Annotated in this window: 12 protein-coding genes and 1 tRNA gene; 8 read left to right on the top strand and 5 right to left on the bottom strand. The window is 37.0% G+C overall.

Annotated features, from left to right (window positions below; all coding sequences use genetic code 11):
• Nucleotides 1-18: 18 nt before the first annotated feature.
• Entirely contained in the window at nt 19-1,467 is a 1,449-nt protein-coding gene (locus tag ACUN24_RS04110) for a SusD/RagB family nutrient-binding outer membrane lipoprotein (RefSeq protein WP_445561375.1), read from the top strand.
• Between the two features lie 567 nt (nt 1,468-2,034).
• On the opposite strand, the gene ACUN24_RS04105 is transcribed toward ACUN24_RS04110, so the two are convergent.
• The gene (locus ACUN24_RS04105) at nt 2,035-2,379 is read right to left on the bottom strand and encodes a hypothetical protein (protein WP_445561374.1); all 345 of its coding nucleotides are present in this window, start codon (nt 2,377-2,379) and stop codon (nt 2,035-2,037) included.
• Nucleotides 2,380-3,281: 902 nt separating this feature from the next.
• On the opposite strand from ACUN24_RS04105, the gene ACUN24_RS04100 reads away from it, so the two are divergent.
• Complete coding sequence (locus ACUN24_RS04100; protein WP_445561373.1) at nt 3,282-6,428, top strand: SusC/RagA family TonB-linked outer membrane protein; 3,147 nt, start codon at nt 3,282-3,284, stop codon at nt 6,426-6,428.
• Between the two features lie 12 nt (nt 6,429-6,440).
• Entirely contained in the window at nt 6,441-7,895 is a 1,455-nt protein-coding gene (locus ACUN24_RS04095; RefSeq protein WP_445561372.1) for a RagB/SusD family nutrient uptake outer membrane protein, read from the top strand.
• Between the two features lie 70 nt (nt 7,896-7,965).
• Here the strand turns inward: ACUN24_RS04095 and ACUN24_RS04090 are convergent, their stop codons facing one another.
• Together ACUN24_RS04090 and ACUN24_RS04085 are read right to left on the bottom strand one after the other, a co-directional pair.
• The gene (locus tag ACUN24_RS04090; RefSeq protein ID WP_445561371.1) at nt 7,966-8,373 is read right to left on the bottom strand and encodes a DoxX family protein; all 408 of its coding nucleotides are present in this window, start codon (nt 8,371-8,373) and stop codon (nt 7,966-7,968) included.
• Nucleotide 8,374: 1 nt separating this feature from the next.
• Entirely contained in the window at nt 8,375-9,274 is a 900-nt protein-coding gene (locus ACUN24_RS04085) for a S66 peptidase family protein (RefSeq protein WP_445561370.1), read from the bottom strand.
• A gap of 40 nt (nt 9,275-9,314) precedes the next feature.
• Between ACUN24_RS04085 and metG the strand changes: the two genes are divergently transcribed.
• The 5 genes from metG (at nt 9,315) to ACUN24_RS04060 (ending at nt 16,051) form a co-directional block, all read left to right on the top strand.
• On the top strand, nt 9,315-11,423 hold the full coding sequence (metG, locus tag ACUN24_RS04080; protein ID WP_445561369.1) for a methionine--tRNA ligase: 2,109 nt from the start codon (nt 9,315-9,317) through the stop codon (nt 11,421-11,423).
• A gap of 185 nt (nt 11,424-11,608) precedes the next feature.
• Nucleotides 11,609-11,680 (top strand) — tRNA-Arg (locus ACUN24_RS04075).
• Nucleotides 11,681-11,992: 312 nt separating this feature from the next.
• Nucleotides 11,993-13,267 (top strand): site-specific integrase, encoded by a 1,275-nt coding sequence (locus ACUN24_RS04070; RefSeq protein WP_445561368.1) that lies wholly within the window; start codon nt 11,993-11,995, stop codon nt 13,265-13,267.
• A gap of 947 nt (nt 13,268-14,214) precedes the next feature.
• Nucleotides 14,215-15,702 carry a Fic family protein gene (locus ACUN24_RS04065; RefSeq protein WP_445561367.1) on the top strand — a complete coding sequence of 496 codons (1,488 nt, stop codon included), beginning with the start codon at nt 14,215-14,217 and terminating at the stop codon, nt 15,700-15,702.
• A gap of 211 nt (nt 15,703-15,913) precedes the next feature.
• Nucleotides 15,914-16,051 carry a DUF6088 family protein gene (locus ACUN24_RS04060; protein WP_445565123.1) on the top strand — a complete coding sequence of 46 codons (138 nt, stop codon included), beginning with the start codon at nt 15,914-15,916 and terminating at the stop codon, nt 16,049-16,051.
• A 44-nt stretch (nt 16,052-16,095) separates the two neighbouring features.
• On the opposite strand, the gene ACUN24_RS04055 is transcribed toward ACUN24_RS04060, so the two are convergent.
• Nucleotides 16,096-17,163 carry a hypothetical protein gene (locus tag ACUN24_RS04055; RefSeq protein WP_445561366.1) on the bottom strand — a complete coding sequence of 356 codons (1,068 nt, stop codon included), beginning with the start codon at nt 17,161-17,163 and terminating at the stop codon, nt 16,096-16,098.
• Between the two features lie 312 nt (nt 17,164-17,475).
• Nucleotides 17,476-20,463 (bottom strand): TOTE conflict system archaeo-eukaryotic primase domain-containing protein, encoded by a 2,988-nt coding sequence (locus ACUN24_RS04050; RefSeq protein WP_445561365.1) that lies wholly within the window; start codon nt 20,461-20,463, stop codon nt 17,476-17,478.
• Nucleotides 20,464-20,554 lie beyond the last annotated feature (91 nt).

The raw sequence follows: 20,554 nt of genomic DNA, 5'->3' as shown, positions 1-20,554 counted from the left end.
AATAAGAACATTAGAGTTATGAAATTAAAAAATAAATTACTAGCAGGCTCTTTACTATTGCTTATTGCAGTAGCAGGACAGTCGTGTAAAAAATATTTGGATATTAATACGAGCCCATTAACAGCAACGAAGGTTGATCCAAAACTACTTTTTGGCTATGCTGTTACGGCATGGGATGTAAGTAAAAATAGTGGAGATTCTTACATTGCATTAGGATTTCTAGGTCAGACCTTATCGTCTGGTGGTGATTTTTCTGATAACTGGGGTTCGTCTAATTTATATAATTTAAGTACAAATATTGTTGGCAATACTTGGAAGGTTTATTATAGCACTGCAGGGAATAATTTGAAACAAGCAATAAAAATTGCGGAGTCATCAAGTCCTGTAAATAATAATGCTGCTGCACAATGTAAAATTGTATTAGCACAGTTGTTGTATGAGGCCACTACACTTTATGGAGATGTTCCTTTTTCTCAAGCATGGCAACCAGAAGAATATCCTTACCCAAAATATGATGCACAAAAGGATGTATTAGAAGGTATTTTAGCACTTTTAGATCAAGCTAATGCACAGATTGACTTAAACAGTTCCCTGAAAATAGCTGATTATGATATTTATTATGGAGGAGCTATGGCTTCTTGGAAAAAATTGGCGAACACCATTAAGTTTAAAACATTAATGGTAATGGTAGACAAAGATCCAACCAAAGCTGCAGCTATCGGACAGTTGTTGTTGGCTCCAAATAGTATGATTTCATCAAAAGCTGAAAACTGGAAGACAACTTATACCACCACAGTAAATAACGAAAATCCTAAATACAGATTGTTTTTGGGTGAAAATCCATTTACTTATGCAAGTAAATTAGTGACAGATCTAATGGTGCCTAAGAATGACCCGAGATTGCCTAAATATTTTGACCTTGGTCCAACTTCAACAACTTATGTTGGTGTACCAGCAAATGAGGATGCTAATGATAATGTATCCTTAATAAGTAAATATTTGTATAGAAAAGATGCTCCTTCATTAGTATTCTCTTATCAAGAAATTCTCTTGCTTGAAGCAGAAGCTTATGCTAGAGGATTAGGTGTGCCTGTTAACTTAACTAAAGCGAATCAGCTCTTTACTGAAGGTGTTGGAGAAGCTATGAAATTTTATGAGGCAGATCCTACAGCTATTCAAACGTATTTAACAACACAATTGCCGAATTTAACTACGGTATCTAACCCTGTTAAAGAGATTCATATTCAACAATGGTTAGATTTAATGGATAGGCCATTAGAAGCTTTCGTGCAATGGAGAAGATCTGGGCCTGAAGGTAGTGAGGTTCCTGCAATGACATTGCCAAAAGACGCTACACCAGGGCCTCTTTTCAGAAGATTCACCTTATCTTCTGATGAAACTGCGGCAAACCCAAATATTCCAAATCCGCAACCTAAGTATTATGATAAGGTTTGGTTTGATTTATAGATCAGGAAACTTTTAAAAAAAAATAGGGCAATTTATAGATAATAAATTGCCCTATTTTTGTTAGTATACATTATTTCTAAGTTTATTTATTGCGCTTAATCCTTCCCAAAGTATAAAAGTGCCTGGATTTATGTTTGATTCACGTATGCTCACTTGAGCTTTCATTGTGGATAAGGTATTCAAGTTTTATATTACATCCTTATTTCAAATTACGTTACGAACATTCAATCCTACTGAGCTTAATAAATGATGTTCTTTTATTTTTTCTGTTTGGCCATTTTGTATCAAGGGGTTGTTTATCCTGACCAGTGGTGTAGCGGAAGCTAAGTAGTAGCTCACTTGAGGGGCTTTCCTATATTCAAGATATTGAAATGAAGTCACAATAAATTGAGGCCTGGCAAAGAATGGATAAAGTTGATAAATACTGTATAATAATAATCGAACTCAGGTTATTATCTTATTGAGGCATGTAAATAGGTTGTCTGCAAAGGCGGAAGTTCAGGGCCGAATCGCATGCAGGTCAGCGCGCTTGGCAAGTGCTTAGGTGAAAACCTTGATCAACTGTGGTCATTGCCAGTTGGGTATTCCAATGTAAAGGATCATTTGGTTCAACAATCGATTTCCCAAGCCTTTAGCATGATCTGACGCTATTTTTAGTGGCAGCAGTACGTATTCCGCCCAAAACACATTGCCCGACAGGCCCTTAAACAATCCTTTATGCTCTATATATCGGTTAAGAGAACTATAATTGATATTGATCTGGAAAAGTTTTTTGATGAGGTAAGCCATCATCGATTGATGTTGATGCTGAACACCCGGAGGCATTAGCGTTCTGGGTGTAATCAATAGGTTCTTAACAGCTGTATAATGAAAGGAGGACTTAACGAACAGGGAACCAAAGTTACTTTCCAAGGGATCTTCTAAGTCCAATTCTATCCAATATGATTAGATGAACTGGATCAGGAATTAAGCCGTCGTGGTTTGAGTTTTATATGCTCAGCTGATGATGTTCAAATTTTCGTAAGCAGGGAGAGAGAGTGGAGTAAGTGTGATGGAAGTATAAGAAGCTTCATTGGAAGTTACTCTAGCGAAACCGCCGTATACGAAACTACATACGGAGGTGTGAGAGGGCGACAAAGTATGATAATTTCAAACTTATACTATTTTAATTAAGTTTTTGCAAGAGTATTAAGTTGTATAATGGTAATATGCTCAATAAACGATATTATTGTTAGCAAAGAAATGTCTGCGATAGCAGGTTTTTTATAAGTTATTACTCTTTTTTAATAATGTTTTAATCTAATTGTATCTTTTTGGATGAATTTTTTCAATTATTGCCAATGACCATATCAGTTTATTGTGCTTTGTTGTTGGCGGGGGCTTAAAAACTTAACTTTTGCTTATTTTTTGTTAAATAAATAACTATTTTTTGTCTTTTTGGATTTGCATGTCGTTTTTCTAAATGCTATATTGCGTTATTAACCGAAACTAAATTAACTTTTATTAAAAACTCGTGTAGAGATTATTCTTTCTATGCTATTTATTGCACCGGATCAGTATCAACATAGAATAATAAATGGGTGCTAAAAGCCCATAAAACCATTTCCAGGTAAATATCAAACTAAAAAGCAGCTTTCGAGAACCACATTAGTTGCGTAGGGTATATAAATGGGAGGATTACGCATTGTTTTCTAATAATCAATTTGTTTAACTAGATTTAGTTGAGGTAAAAAATAATATTTTTTATTGTAAAATTTGCATTACAAAACACTAAAACTTATATTGCATTATTATTAACTAAACTAAACTTTTTTATGAAAAAACTTCTACAAAGTTTGTTCATATTGCTGTTTATTGCCACCTCAGCAATAGCGCAAGATCGAACAATCACTGGAACAGTTACGGCTCAGGAAGACGGGCTACCTCTCCCTGGCGTAAGTGTAAAAATCAAAGGTGCAACTGGCGGAACCACAACAGGTGCAGATGGTAGGTACTCCCTTAAAGTCGCTAACAAAGCTACCTCTCTAGAATTCTCCTACATTGGTTTCTTAAGTCAAACCAAAGCCATCGGTAATAGTAATGTGATTAATATACAGTTGCAAAGCGATTCTAAAACATTATCTGATGTAGTGGTAACAGGTTATACCACACAATCAAAAAAGGATGTTACCGGATCAATAGCTAGTGTGAGCGGAGAAAAATTAAAAAATCAACCCGTACAGAGTTTCGAACAAGCACTGGCTGGTAAGGCTGCAGGTGTGAATATTATTCAGCCAAACGGATTGCTAAATAACCCTCCGGTTTTTAGGGTGCGTGGGGTAAATTCCATCTCTTTAAGTTCTTATCCACTAATTATTGTAGATGGTATTCCGGTGTTCACTGGCGATCAATCAACAAACAGTGCTGCTGGAAATGCTTTAGGAGACATTAATCCTGCAGATATCGAATCTATTGATATTTTAAAAGATGCTGCATCATCAGCTATTTATGGTTCCAGGGCAGCCAATGGGGTTGTGGTAATCACAACTAAAAAAGGCAAGCAAGGAACAACAAAAGTTAATTATGAAGGCTGGGTAGGTACATCCAAAGCACAGAATCTAAACCCATTATTAAATGCAGCCGAGTATGTACAAATTAAGAATGAGGCGAGAACCAACATTGGTTTAGCACCTGCATTCTTTTTGCAAACAAAATCGGATGGTACCCAGGTAGAAACCAACTGGTATGACTATGCTTATAGAACCGCTACCTCTCAAAATCATGCCTTGAATTTTTCTGGAGCAACAGATAAAACCTCTTATTTTGTTTCATTAGGATACAGTAATCAGGAAGGTTTCATTATCAATAACTCATTTGAAAGAAAAAATGGACGTGTAAATCTTGACCATAAGTTATTCAAAAATGTGACCATTGGTACCAACTTCTCATATAGTAACACTTTAAACCGGGCGCCTAACACCGGTTCTACCCCAGGCTCATCATTTAATACAGGTGGTTTAGGTCGATTGGCTATTGTACTTCCTCCAAACGTTTCACCATATAACGAAGATGGCTCCTTTAACGTTGCCGGTTCAGCTATAGGTTTGGGCGCAAACCTAATTGCATCAAATTATCCTAACGCAGCTGTTTTGGTAAATCTTGATAAAAACACTTCAGAAAGCGATCGATTAATTGCAAACGGATATGTCTCTGTTCAGTTGTTAAGGGGCTTAACATTTAAAACCAATTATAGCATTGATAATTTAAAACTTGATAATAATGTTTTTGTAAACAGATTACAGGGTGATGGATTTGCATACAATGGTGGTGCAACCAGTAATTATGTTAAAAATAGCAGATGGAATTGGTCGAATACTTTAAATTATGCCAATACCTTTGGCGATCATACCCTCGGCGCTTTTATCGGTGCAGAAGATCAGTATACTAAGTCGTACGGTTATGGTGCAACACGCCAAAATGTTATCGATCCGTTCATCCAGGATTATCAGGGATCGTTTGGGGCAATTACACCCGCTAACTTAATACAATTTGATAATGCTTTTCGCTCATTTTTCGGTAGTGTAAACTACGATTACAAAAAGAAATATTACCTCACAGGATCTTTCCGTCGTGATGGATATTCTGGTTTATCAGCAGGCAACAAATATGGTAACTTTGGAGGTGCTTCTGCCGGTTGGGCGCTTTCAGAAGAATCTTTTTACAAAAATTCAGGCATCAGTAAAATTTTAACCCGCTTTAAAATTCGGGGTAGTTATGGCGAAGTTGGTAATATCAATATTGGCAATTATCCTGCATTGTTTTTATATAGTCCAGGGTTATACGGCTCAGATGGTGCATTGTCTTTTTTTCAAGCTGGAAATCCTAATTTAACATGGGAAACCAGTAAAAAAGCTGATGTTGGTGTGAACCTGGAGTTTTTAGGCGGCCGTTTCACATTAGATGTTGATTATTATCACAATAACATAGATAATTTAATTCAAAATGCCCCTCAGGCACCCTCTAAAGGGATACCGAATAATGCAATTACAACAAACGTAGGTAAAATGTATAATAAGGGTTTTGAATTTACTGTTAATTCAAAAAACTTTGATACTGATAACTTTAGCTGGTCTACATCATTTACCTTCAGTACGCTGAAAAATGAGGTAACTGCATTAGGTAATAATAATGCCGATCTTTTTGGCGTAACTCAGTTGGAAACAGCTAATATTACCCGTGTCGGTTATCCAATCGGATCAATTTATACGGTGCCCACCGCAGGTGTTGACCCAGCTACAGGTGAGCGAATTTTTGTAAATAGATTTGGGCAGAAATTAAGATTTAGCTTCCAACGAGCAGCAGCAGCCCGTTATCAATACCTGGAGGGACCAAATGCTGGTACCAATGCGCCAGCAATCGACGCTGCTCTAGATGCAACGATAACGGGACAGGCTATTCCAAAATGGTTTGGTGGTTTAGATAATAACTTTCGTTATAAAGCTTTCGATTTAACTTTAGGTTTAACATTCTCCGGAGGTAACAAGGTTTATTATGGCTCTTTAGCGGGGCTTCGCGATCAACGTTTCTGGAATAATGAAGCAGGTATGATGAACAGATGGACAACGCCAGGTCAGATTACTGATATTCCCAGGGTTGTTTATGGAGATAATGTATCAAATGGTTCAGCCTTTGCACAGTCTCAGAATGTATTTTCTGGTAATTTCTTAAAAGTTCGTAATCTGGCAATAGGTTATACCTTACCTAAATCACTTTTAAATAAGTACGGGATTTCTAATGTAAGGGTGTATGCACAATCGAGTAATCTTTGGATCATTTCTGATTATCCAGGACCAGATCCTGAAGTTTCTGTTAATGGGAACTCTACGGTAACTGGTAACAGTGGTAGTTTAGCGCCTGGGGTAGATCGAAACTCAGTTCCATCTGCAAGAACATTTACATTTGGTATCAATGTTGGATTTTAAAAATAGACAATCATGAAGATTAATATAAATAATAAAATAAAATACCTTTTTATAGTTGCACCATTGTTGTTTACTACTTCGTGTAAAAAGGATTTCCTAAATACAGCTCCAAAAACTTTATTGCCAACTGAAGAGGCTTTTGCTAGCCCCGACCGTATTCTTTCTGAACTTCGTGGTGTTTATGCCGGAGTTAAGAACGGTAACTTTTATGGCGGACGCTACCTTATTTATAACGATATTAGGGGAGAAGATTTTATCGTAAACAAACCAAATGGGGTAACCAATTTAGAAACATGGAGATTTAACGTAACATCAAATACAAGCGAGGTTACAGGTTTATGGGGAGCAATGTATACCGCTATTAATAGGGCAAATCTGGTAATGGAAGGAATTACTGCAAATGCAGCGATACTTTCTCCAGCGGTAGCTAAACAGTACATTGCTGAGGCTAAAGTAATGCGTGCGCTTTCTTATTATAGTTTATTGCAGCTTTATGCTAAACCTTACATTACAGATAATGGATCTAGTTTAGGTGTGCCGTTAAGACTTAAGGCTGAAAAAGATTTAACAGGCAACGATTTAAAAAGAAGCACGGTAGCCGAGGTATATACCCAAATTTTAAAAGATTTAGATGAAGCCGAGCCTGATCTGTCTTTGGCACTAGTTGGTGCAACCAGGGCATCTAGAAATACAGCAATTGCTTTAAAAACTAGGGTATATCTGTCAATGGGTAATTTGTCATCGGTTGTAACTGAAGCCAATAAAATTGTTAGTGCTACAGCTCCTTTTGCCGCATCAACCGGTGTGGCCAACAAATTGGAAACCAATATTGCAACGGTATTTAGTGGGAATTACGTTGGGCCTGAAGCCCTTTTAACTTTTCCTATGTCTGATCTTGATGCACCTGGAACACAAAATCAATTGGCTTATTATTACAATATTGAAAGTGCTGGTGGAAATCAGGAATATTTCTTGAACACTGCAGGGATATTTGGTAACGCTGCATTTGCGGCAGCATCAGTTGATGCCAGAAAGGGACTTACCACCGCAGTAGGTGCAAACACCTATTTAACTAAGTTTAAAAAACCATCGCCATATACCGATTACGTTCCGGTAATTAGATATGCCGAGGTATTGCTAAACCTGGCAGAGGCGACCGTAGTTTCTGATCCGGCACGTTCTATTTCTCTGTTAACAGCAGTGAGACAGCGTTCAAACCCAACATATGTGTTTCCTGCGAACGATTTATTACCTGCTAACTTAAAAAACACAATCCTTGCTGAAAGAAGAATTGAGCTTTTGGGAGAAGGTTTCCGATCTCCGGACGTGATGCGGTTAGGTGCAAATTTTGTGGCAAAAAGTGGCCCTCAAGGTACTGCTCCGGCTATTCCATTCAATACTGCTGGTTATATCTGGCCAATTTCGGCAACAGAAATTCAAAATAACAAGTTGGCTGTTCCTAATTAATTTGATTGCTAAGTTTATTTACAACAAAAGCCAGCATTATGCTGGCTTTTGTTGTAATATCATATTCGGATTATTTCTTATCCACACTATATTTCCCCGGGCCAATAAAAATCAGTCCGAAAAATACAATAGCCAATTCTATTGCATGACTAGCGCCATCTAAGCCATCACCTTTGCCAAAATGAACCAGTGCAGCGATAATCATCGTAAAGATTAATAACATTAATGCCGGACGGAAGAATAATCCCACAATCAAAAGGAAACCACCAAAGGTTTCGGAAACGGCGGCCATAAAACCCCAGAATACTGGTAAAAAGTTTATGCCAATTACTTTCATACTTCCTCCTAAGCCCGTCCAGCCGTCTGGCCCGCCTGCAAGTTTCGGGAAACCATGAATAATAAACATTACACCTAAGCCAATACGGATCAGTAACAAGCCTGTATTGCGGTATTTTCCTAAATTGTCTAAAATAGCCATCTTATAAATATTTAAATTGAACGTTATTTGTTTCTATTTTTAAATTCACCTCAGCACCTAAAACCATACTGAGGTTATTATTAATATGTCCCGTTGGGAAATTAAAGCAGACTGGGAAATCATATTCCTTAACAACATTCCAAATTACCTCATCGGCAGTTTGCCCGAAAGAGATCTTTTCTTCTTCAATTTCATTAAAGGCACCAACAATTAATCCTTTTAAATGGCTGAGTTTACCTGCTCGCTTTAACATGCGTAACATGCGGTCGATGCTATATTCGTGTTCTCCCACGTCCTCTATAAAAAGAATTTTACCTTGAAAGTCCATCTCTGATACCGAACCCTGTAACATGGCCAATAAAGTTAAATTTCCGCCAATCAAAATTCCTGTTGCCTCTCCTGCCCTGTTTTTAAATGTACTCTCAAACTCGTACGACTGTTTTTGGCCGAATAAAGCCTTCTGTAAAGAAAGTAAAGCTTCTGGCGTAGATTCCTCAAATGTATAGGGCATTTGCGCGTGCATACATTGGCTATTACATTGTGCAATAAGGTGTGATAGCAGAACCGTAATATCGCTGAAACCTACAATCCATTTAGGATTCTTGTTAAACGCTGTAAAGTCCAGGTCATCAATAATCCGGATGGTGCCATACCCCCCACGGCCTGAAATAATGGCTTTTATAGACGGATCATCTAAAAAACGCTGAATGTCTTTAGTTCTCAAAGCATCGGTTCCGGCAAACTGGTGGTGACTGGCGTATACACTTTCGCCAATAATAACCTCCAAACCCCAGCTTTCCAATAACGCTATGGCATGGTCTATACGTTTAGGTAATTTCTTTGCCGGGCATACCAGGGCAATCTTATCTCCTTTTTTTAAATACGGGGGCTGCTTAATCATCTTCAAAACACTTATCTTTGCCAAATTAATAAAAATTGTTTTGGATAATAGTAAAATAAAAAGATATACCGTAACTGCAGCGCTTCCATATACCAATGGGCCAGTTCATATTGGGCACCTGGCTGGTGTTTACATCCCTGCAGATATATATGCCCGTTATTTAAGGTCGAATAAACGCGATGTAAAATTCATCTGTGGTTCTGACGAAAATGGTGTGCCCATTACTTTAAAAGCCAAAAGAGAAGGAATTACGCCTCAGGAAGTGGTAGACAAGTACCATAAAATTATTGGCGATTCTTTTAAAGAGTTTGGCGTATCTTTCGATATCTATCACCGCACTTCATCGCTTACGCATCACCAAACTGCTGCTGATTTCTTTGAAACGCTTTATGAAAAAGGGGTTTTTACAGAAGAAATTACCGAACAATATTACGATGCTACGGCAAAACAATTTTTGGCCGATCGTTACATTACAGGTACCTGTCCTAAATGTGGTAATGAAAATGCTTATGGCGATCAATGCGAAAATTGCGGTTCTACCCTTAATGCTACCGATCTAATCAATCCAAAATCTACCCTATCAGGCGATAAACCAATTTTAAAAGAAACCAAAAACTGGTTTTTACCGCTTGATAAATACGAAGACCGTTTACGTACCTATATCGAAAGCCACAAAGAATGGCGACCGAATGTATACGGGCAATGCCAAAGCTGGTTAAATGCAGGTTTGCAGCCAAGAGCAATGACACGTGATCTAGACTGGGGCGTTCGTGTTCCGCTTCGCGATGCTGAGGGTAAAGTGCTTTATGTGTGGTTTGATGCGCCTATTGGGTATATTTCAGCTACTAAAGAGCTTTGTAATTATGCCAAACTCGATGTGTGGAACCCTAAAGCCGAAGAATATTACATCAGCAGTTTCGAAAACGATAAATGTGGTTGGGAAGAATACTGGAAAAGCGACGAAACTAAATTGGTTCACTTTATCGGTAAAGATAACATCGTTTTCCACTGCATTATTTTCCCGGCAATGTTAATGGCGCACGGCGAATATACCCTGGCTGATAATGTGCCTGCAAATGAGTTCTTAAACCTGGAAGGTCAAAAAATATCAACTTCTAAAAACTGGGCAGTTTGGTTAAATGAATATTTAAGAGAGTTTGAAGGGAAACAAGATGTATTGCGCTATGTATTAACTGCAACAGCGCCTGAGACTAAAGACAATGATTTTACCTGGAAAGATTTTCAGGCAAGAAACAACAATGAACTGGTAGCTATACTTGGGAATTTCGTAAACCGGGTTATGGTGCTTACGCATAAATACTTTGGTGGCTCGGTGCCAACCTGCATGGAGATTACCGAAGTAGATCAAGCTGTAATTGATGAATTGGCGGGTTACCCGGCAAAAATCTCTGCATCTATCGAAAACTACCGTTTTAGAGAAGCGCTATCTGAAGTAATGAATGTTGCCCGTTTAGGAAATAAATACCTGGCGGAAACAGAGCCCTGGAAGCTCATTAAAACCGACGAAGACCGTGTTAGAACGATCTTGCATATTGCACTTCAAATAGCGGCCAATATTCAGATCCTGATTGAACCTTTCTTACCATTTACAGCAGAAAAGTTAATGAAGATGCTTAAAAATGGCGGTCATGATTGGGATGATGCTGGTACGGTTAGCCTGTTAAAACGTGGTCACGATATCGGAGAAGCGGTACTCTTATTTGATAAAATTGAAGATGCAGAAATCGACTTCCAAATCGAGAAATTGAATCAAAGCAAAGCCAGTAATGCTGCTAATAATGTCGTTGCTATTCCGGCAAAAGAAAATATCCAGTTTGACGATTTCTCGGCAATGGATATCCGTGTAGCCACCATTGTTGCTGCAGAAAAGGTGGAGAAAACTAAAAAGCTGTTAAAGTTAACGGTAAATACAGGCATTGATGAAAGAACCGTGGTTTCTGGCATTGCCGAATATTATAAACCTGAAGATATAGTGGGGAAACAAGTAAGTATGATCGTAAATCTTGCTCCACGCGAAATCAAAGGAATTCTATCGCAGGGAATGATCCTGATGGCAGAAAATGCCGAAGGCAAACTCACTTTTGTGGCACCTGTAGAAAAGTTCCAAGAAGGTAGTGTAATCAGGTAGTATTACCGGTAATAAGGTTTAAAGCCATTTGATTAATTTCAAATGGCTTTATATTGTATACCCCATGCAATAATCCTAAAGGGCGTCTGTTATAATTTATTTTTTTAAAGACAGTTTTCTTAGGTAAAAGCTTATTAAAATGAATTCTCTTGCGACAAAACTTTTGTTATATTTGCGCAACAAATGGTCCCGTAGTTCAACGGATAGAATAGAAGTTTCCTAAACTTTAGATATGAGTTCGATTCTCGTCGGGACCACTTCCTTAGATATAAACCAGAACATTGCCGCGCAAATCGTTGATTTTCAAGGCTTTGTTTTGGTTTTTATAACACATTAAGACTCATAGTTGTTCATTCTGAATGACTGGTTTTAATGAGACGAACATTTGCTATTTCTTGTAAAGCGCTGTAGGTCAGTAGATTGATTAAAATATCAAAACCAGAATTATTCCGAAATGTTCGGGTGCTGGATTATTTTGTAAGATATTGGTTTACAGGCCGTTCGACTGACGAACATCTTGATGACTCACTGGCTCAAATGTACATTTGTTTAATTTTAAATGTATCATTATGAGTTACAATTTTCATCTTTTATTCTATCTGAAAAGACCAAAAAATTTTATCAAGGGCGAGATGATGCCTATCTATTTACGGATTACCGTGAAAGGGAAACATTCGGAATATTCTGTCGGCAGGGAAATTATTCCCAGCTTCTGGTCGGCACTTAAAGGGAAAGGCACCGGCCTGCGCGAGGAGATCCGGGAACTTAATGATTATTTGGACACGATCGCCTCAAAAGTTCGACGGTTTCATGCCACTCTTGTGGAAAAGGATGATGAGGTGACAGCGTTGATTTTACGCGATCATCTTACCGGGAAAAATTCGTCTAATCATAGCCTGCTGAAAGTGTATCAGAAGCACAATGACAATATGGAAAAACTGATTGGTAAAGGATACAGTTATGCTACGTTTCAAACCTATCAAAGTTCCATCAGATATGTTAAACAATTTCTCCAGCTCAAATATGAGGTTCAGGACATCAACATCAAAAAGGTGGATTTTAAATTTATCACCGATTATGAATTATTCCTCAGGATAGAGCGAGGAAATAATGCCATGTCTGCCCGGAAATATATTGTTCACCTGAAAAAAATCATGCTGTATTGCCTTGGTGCCGGGTGGATTGTTGTGAATCCGTTTTTAAATTATCGCAATACGGCTAAAGCTAAGGCAAGGACTTTTCTAAATATGGAAGAGTTGGATAGAATTAAAAACAGGGAATTTCCACTTGAGCGCTTAAACATCGTTCGTGATATTTTTATTTTTAGTTGCTATACAGGCCTTTCTTATATTGATGTGAAGCAGCTTCGGTCGGATCAGATCACAAAAGGTGATGATGGTAATTTATGGATATTCATCAAACGGCAGAAAACGGAAACACCCTGTCACATCCCCTTGTTGGATGAGGCAAAAGTAATTCTTGACAGATATAAAAATCATAGGATATGCCGATGGAGAAAAGTGGCGTTGCCAGTGCTAACCAACCAGAGGATGAATGGGTACCTGAAAGAGATCGCAGATCTTTGTACCATCACTAAAGTACTCACTTATCATCTGGCTCGTCATACTTTCGCGACGACTATTACGCTTTCAAATGGTGTTCCGATTGAGACTGTATCCCAGATGCTTGGGCACAATAGCCTGAAAACAACTCAACATTATGCGAAGGTGATCGATACGAAAGTTAGTACTGAGATGTCTGCATTACAGGAGAAACTTCTGGAACGAAATAAGGAAGATGAGGGGGATAATGGTGATATGAAAGTTATGAAGCTTTTTAGATAGATTGCTGGTAATGGTAACGGGAAATCGGCTGTAATTTGTCTTGTCAACCCTAAATCATTTCTGATGTATTTGATTGAAGTAACAATCAGATTAAGAAAATTTTGAAATATGGTATCACAACTGACCGACATTGATGTCGGTCAGTTCGATCAAGATTGGGATTTCGCTTGTTGAAAGGCAAATGATTAGATTCTGATCCGATATGGATCGATACGATCCCATTATGATTCGATCCTTTTAAAAAGACAGCATTTGATTACGTGAAAATATACTGCTAATATTGACAAAAGCAGTGTATTTGTACAGATAAATATTTGCAGTCATGAAATCAAAAAGTAGTGTATCTTTTTTTAAGGATAACAACGTTGAAAGTTCCTCTAAAACTTTATGAATGCACGATAGTTGGATGGCCGGTACCCGGTTCGTTCAACATTGGTTTCATTGTTGGTGTTGTGCACCTAATGAGAGCTTAGCTGTTGTCATTACGGGTTACGTAAATGGCTCTCCATTCTGAATCACAAAACTCGGGTCAATTGGCCCTTCCATTATAAACCTTACCGTTAAGTAAAATAACATTAAGGTTATTGGTCGAGCAGCACTTGCGGAATGAGTTCATCAGACGCTTCAAGTGCAGGAGAAAAATGGTGATATTTGGTTAGAACAAACGTATTTTGGAATTGAATATCAGATAAAGCATTGTTAACCTCATACACGAGTTTGGTCTGTGTAATTGTTTTACTTATAGAAATCTTAAATATATCTGTTTTACTTGTTTGTAATCAGTTTTACTCAATAGCTAATTGATTTTATTCGTTTTACAAAGACTAGATTTGTTTTACTTAATGGAAACTCTTTCATAATATTTTTATTGATTTTGTATTTGTTTTACTGAATCATATTGGTATTTTATTAAATTTACTGAAAGAATATACGTTTTACTGAAAAAAATGGCAAGGAACAAAGTAGGTAGTGAATGGTTAAAAGAGCATTTGAACTTGGAAGGATACGGAGTAACAAAACGGTCTTTTATCGGAACTCAAAATAAGATAGAGATGGCAGCTGATGGTACCATCGATCAGCAGTTTGGGCCGAAATATGCTCCTGGGGGCAATACGGTACCGAGCCATCTGGAGTTCCTTCTAAAATATGAGGATGTTAATCTTGACTTCCTAAGTGCGGTATTTGCACGTGCAGATCGAAAAGAACTGGATAAGTTTATATCCGCTAGCCCTTCAGGTAAATACAGCAGGAGGCTAGGGTTTCTTTATGAATGGTTGACTGGTAAACAACTTGACCTTACTGCTGAACCCAGCGGCAACTACGTGAATTTATTGGATGAAGAACAGTATGTTACAGGAAAGCAGATCAAGAATAGCAGGTGGAGAATTAATGATAACCTCTTAGGAGGACGAAAATTCTGCCCGATTGTCCGTCGTACAAAGGCCATAGAGGATGTCTTAGATATTGATTATAGAGCAGAGATTGAAGAATTAAAAGAAGAGTTTTCCCCTGAAGTCCTTAAAAGGGCAACCCAATATTTATATAGGAAAGAAACCAAGTCCTCATACGAAATAGAGAGTGAAAAGCCGTCGCCTGAAAGAATCGACCGCTTTATAGCTATTTTGTATAAAGCTGGAACTGCTCCGAGCGCTGAAGTGCTTGATGTCAAAAGCCTAACTGAATTGCAAAATGCCATTGTCGATCAACGCTATGCTCAGAAAGGTTTCCGAAATTTTCAGAACTTTGTTGGGCAAACCAACTATCGAATGGAGGAAATTTATCATTATATATGTCCTCCGCCTGATATGGTTAAATCTATGATGGAGGGTCTAATTGAGTTGGAAGAAAAAACAACTGGTGAGCCTGCTGTAGTGAGGGCGGCTATCATCGCGTTTGGGTTTGTATTTATTCATCCATTTGAGGATGGAAACGGAAGAATCCATAGGTTTTTAATTCATGATATGCTGACCCGTGATGGACTGTCGGAGCATGGGTTAATCATACCTGTATCTGCGCATATGGTCAACAATATGAGAGATTATGATGCAGCGCTAGAGAATTATTCCAAACCTTTAATGCAGAGAATAAAGTTCAAACGGGACGAACAAGGGGAAATAATAATCACTAATCCCAAGGAAGTCAGTGCGTATTTTCGATACCCTGATCTAACTCAACAATGTGCTTATCTTGCTACGACTATACAAGCGACAATTAAGCAGGACCTATCTGAAGAACTTCATTTTTTAGAACGGTATGATGAGTTAAAGCGGGAACTGCAAAACCTAATTGACATGCCTGATAGAAGATTAAACGAAATTATCATCTTCTTACATCAAAATAAGGGTGTTTTCCCAAAACGCAGGAAGAAAAATTTTGAGGAAATTACCGAGGAAGAATTTGCGGAAATGGAGAAAATCTATAACGACACCTTTTGATAACAACTAAATCAGGAATGCTTTGAATTAGGCAGCATATAGTGGGTATTTCACGATCTTATCTCCAGCGTTCAATTTAAAAGATTTTCAATTCGCGAATCGCGAATTGAGCCAAAAAAAGGTAGTAGAAACTGTCACAAATATTTCATTAATTTGTGACAAAATAATTTATTTTAAGAAGAGATATTCAGCACACAATCAGACAGTTAATATGATATTTAAGAATAAATGCGGAAAGATATTTTTTCCATCCGACTTTTCAGGTATTGGTAGTGCTGATGCGATTAGGAGCAGCATGCATAGGCTTGAAGGGGATCATGTGTTGAAACGGCTTGCGCATGGAATTTAATTGTATCCGAAGATAGATCCTGTTTCATAAGTTTTTCTTGTCTACTAATAATAGATAATACGATATTCTAGCAATAAGGTCTGTTTCTGTTTTCCATCAAAATGTATTCTTTTTATAATATTCCCATGGTTATCTCTGGTATATAAAATCTTTTCTTTTAGCTCACCATAAGTATACCTGATCTCCTCAGTTAGCCACCCATTGCTATTATATAAATAAGCAGTTTCTCCGGTAAGTTGATTTTTCATGTAATGTGCATGATTAATGCAGTTTCCACTCACATCAAATTTATATTCACCTTTATAAATTGGAATTCCTTTGGTGCTAAAGTTGGATATCTCAACTCGGTTACCATTTTTATCGTATTTGTAATATTCATTATAATCCGATGAACTAGTTTGTTGAATTTTATTTGGAAATCTTGAACCCATTAATATTGTTCGCCCTACGCTATCATATTCGAATTTCTGTGTGGTATCGCCTCTTCCATTAAACTTCGTTTTACTACTCCGGCGGTTTAAGTTGTCATAACCATATAAAATCTTTTCGTTTAGAAGTAGTTTATTTGCTCTTGTAAAAGTCACTATTTCTTCAATCAGGAGCTTTTTTTCATTATATAAATACTCAATCTCATTTATAAAATCAATTTCAATGCTGTTATATAAAAAATTAGTCTGCTTAGAATAGATTATATTTCGATTTGCATATTTAAAAGTTTGTAGACTGCGTGTTTTCTGATTACCCGTCAAAAGGACTCTATTCTCAATTAGATTTCCTAGTTCATCGTATTTATTAATAGTGGTGAAATCACCTCCAATATTCTTAATTAAATTTCCTTTGGTATCATAAAATGATTCATAAGAAGAGAAAATCTTTTGTGGCATACTTTGACTGTAAGATTGGTATTTCGTCTGCAATCCAGATAAGTTATAGGTTATTCTTTTTTGAAGCTTTTTATCGATGTAATGATCAATTTGTTTAACCTTACCTCTCAATTCATCTCTAGCCCAATCATTTTTAAAGGGTTTATCTCTTTGAGCATATGTCAGATTGTGAGTTAATATAAATAAACTTATAACCAAAAGCCTTGTAATATATTGATTGCGAGACATTGTCTTTAGAGGGTTAAATGTTTATCGGATGGACTTAGAAGGCGGACTGCTGTTATATGTTTTTTCACTTTTTAAGGAGATAACGAAGCTATTATCATTTTTTATGGCATTTAAGAAATGGTTATGATGCAGGAGTTTGCGCTCCATTCGCCTGGGCAAAAAGGGAACTCAAGCCATTAAATATAAGCAATGTGAGAAGCGTTTTAAATTTCATGAGGTTATTGCAGTTAAAATGTTTACAAATGTAAACAACTAATTATCCATGATTATACTCATTTGTATTTGGGGTATGAGCTATTGTTTCCGAGATAATCAAATTATCTGTTCTTCAAGAGTGTCTTTCCAGATTACAAATCCTTTCCGCTCATCTGAATAGTCATGTAGGATGCGGCTGAAGTTTGATGGCGCAGAAGTTAAGTAAGCTAGCCTACCTTGATTTCTTATTACTCTGACATACTCATTTATTCGTTCAAGTTCGATTTTTAAATCACCAACACTTTTATTGATACGCCAAATATATGTTGCTTCTTCACTGTCTAATGTTTCCATTATCATATGGAAGTGATCTTTCCCATCCAAGAGAAACAAGAATGCGAATGGACTTAAGACAAATCTAACTTTTAATATATGAGTGGCATGGAATTCAGCCAAATACCTCAATTGTCTTTGGTGCCTGTAATTTCCTTTATTCAAAACATCATTAAGTAACTCCTCGCCGGATTCATAAGGCAAATTATTACCTTCAGAAATTGCTCCCCCATTTTGAGTGGTATCTATCTTATATCCTGAATTTCGCTTAAACAAAGTATTTTCTACATACCGGAATCTGGCCGCCTCAATAATTTCCCTGCTTAATTTATTTATATCATCTGACCTAGCCGATTTAGCTATGATATCACCACTTCTTAGGACTAAAGAAATTTCGGCTCTAACAGACTTTGATTTTAAAAATTTTTCAAAGTATGGTTTCAAAACGTCAAATTCCGGCCTTATCGTCAAATTTTCAATATCAAAATTGATTTCACTTCCATAATCTTTCACTGATATATCAAAAGCAACTGCTCCATATAGGAAATCAAGCTTTTCAATGGGAATATTTATTGATTTTTCTATAATTGATTCTTGCTGTGATTTCAGTGATTCTTTCTGCTCATCAAAATCATCAAATAGAGTTAGTGTTTTTTCTAATTTTCTGTAGTAGACATTTCTTTTAAGAAACATTCGATTTAGATATTCAATCTTTATATCTCTGTAGTCATAGATTATTGGTTTAATTTCAGACCTCTGAACTCTTCCGATATACTGCACCAATTTGCCTTCAAATGAGAATGGATATACAAGGAACAGACATTGTGCGTTACTCAGATCTGAACCCTCTCCAAAAAATTGACCAGTGGTAATAAGGGCTTGATAATTTCCGGAATTTAAAGCTCCCCATTTCATTTTCCGGTTAGCTTCTGAGTCATCCCCGCTAAGTGTGATGACCTCAAAGTTTCTTTTGAGCTGCTGGTGCAAAGTTTCAATATGTTCTTTGCGCTCTGTTAGAATAATTACTTTTTTACCTCGGCCAATTTGTAATGTAATATCCTCTATAATTAAATTATTTCTTAAACTGTCATGTATCAGTATGTTTGATAGTGTTTCAAAACGATCTGTTTTTGCATTATATGGTACATCAAGTGCTGTATTTCTTATAATTATTTCCGGTGATTGTTCGTTTTTTATGCTACTGCTTTCTATTTCCGATATTATTTCCCCAAGATGTACAGAGATTAAGTTTCCATTATCATTTTTACGAAATGGCGTAGCCGTGAGGCCATAAAGATAATATGAATTAAGTTGACCAATCGTGTCACTGAAGGTTTCAGCCGCGATATGATGACATTCATCCACAATTATAGTCCCGAATGAGGATTTTATTTTAACTGCATTTTCGCCTTTAAGCTCTTTAACCAGGCTCTGGATCATTGCGATCGTTACGTGGGTGCCGATTTTTCTTTTGCCTTGGCCGATTGTGCCTATGTCCTGTTTTTGTATACCCAAGAATGTTTCGATTCTTTCCGCCCACTGATCTGCCAATTGTTTCCTGTGTACCAATATAAGCGCAGGTTGCTGTTTTGATGCAATTATTTTTAAGCCCATTACAGTTTTTCCTGTCGCAGGCGGAGCTACAATAATTCCAATATTTTTCTTTTCCGCTGCCGCAATAACTGGGAATTGATACTCTCGGAGTTTTGGGTAAAACGAAAAAATTATTTCAGGTCTTAGAGTTCTTAGATCTTTAAGATCATAATCAATCTTCTGCTCTAAACAGAATCTGATAAGTTTTCCTATGAAGCCCTTAGGAGCTGAAAAACCACTGGCATTTTCTCGGATAAACCTAAAATATCTGGGTAAACCAAATGTGCTCTTACCGCTATTTTTTCTAATGATAAATTCTGTATTCGGAAAATTTAATGATTCCCTTAGAAACTCTGTCAAGGCTGGTGTCAGGCCTTCTCTACTGATTTTAACATCATTAGAAAGGCTGATTGTCAATTTTGTAGGGGACACATTTTCATTAGCTGCTTCATTGAAAAGCGATGTGTATATATCCTCTAAATATTGTATGTCGATACGCTCTATCTTTTTTAGAAACCCCCATTGGTCATCATATTTTTGTAGGGTATCGGGATCTATGAAACAATTATTTCCTTGGCTACTAATTGTTTGATTAAGTGGTAGGGCGATGAGATTACCAATCCCTTTTCCAGAAAGGTAGTCCTGATTTGGAAACATCCTGTCGAAACTCGCATTTTTATCGAAAATTGACACTACATTACTGCTTTCAAGAAGTTTTAACAGAATCTTCCGGGCTTTGTAAGCAGGGAAAGGCTTGTTAAAAAAAATCCATACATGCCCGCCATTGCCAGACCTTGATCTCTCAAGGTAACAAGGGATTTTATTTTTTTTGCATTCAGTTATAAATAAGCGACAATCGTTTATCCAATTTTTTTCATCAAAATCTGCAGCTATAAACCACGATGTGTTGTTTTGTAAAAGAGGATAAATTCCAACAAATTGTTTTCCATTTAGATGATTCGCGATCTGGATATTGTCTAGCGCTTGATGTGTTTTTTCTGTATAGTTCTGAAAACTTCCACCTTTCATTTTGTGAATTTTATACAGATATGGGTCATACGAATAAGCTGGTGAGTATCCGATTTTCTTTTCTTTTTCCCATCGCAATGCGAAAACATCTTCTCTTCCCTTAAATAGGGACTTATACAAATTAATTTGTTCTTGAGTCAAATTTTCCATTTACGTAGGATTCGATTATAATCTTTCTGTACTACTTTTCGAATATACAGCTATGATCCTAAGATTTGATAATAAATGCTATGCTCTAATC

It is taken from the genome of Pedobacter sp. WC2501 (genome assembly GCF_052682415.1).
Note: the sequence above shows the minus strand (reverse complement) of the source record. Positions and strands in the feature narration are given on the sequence as shown.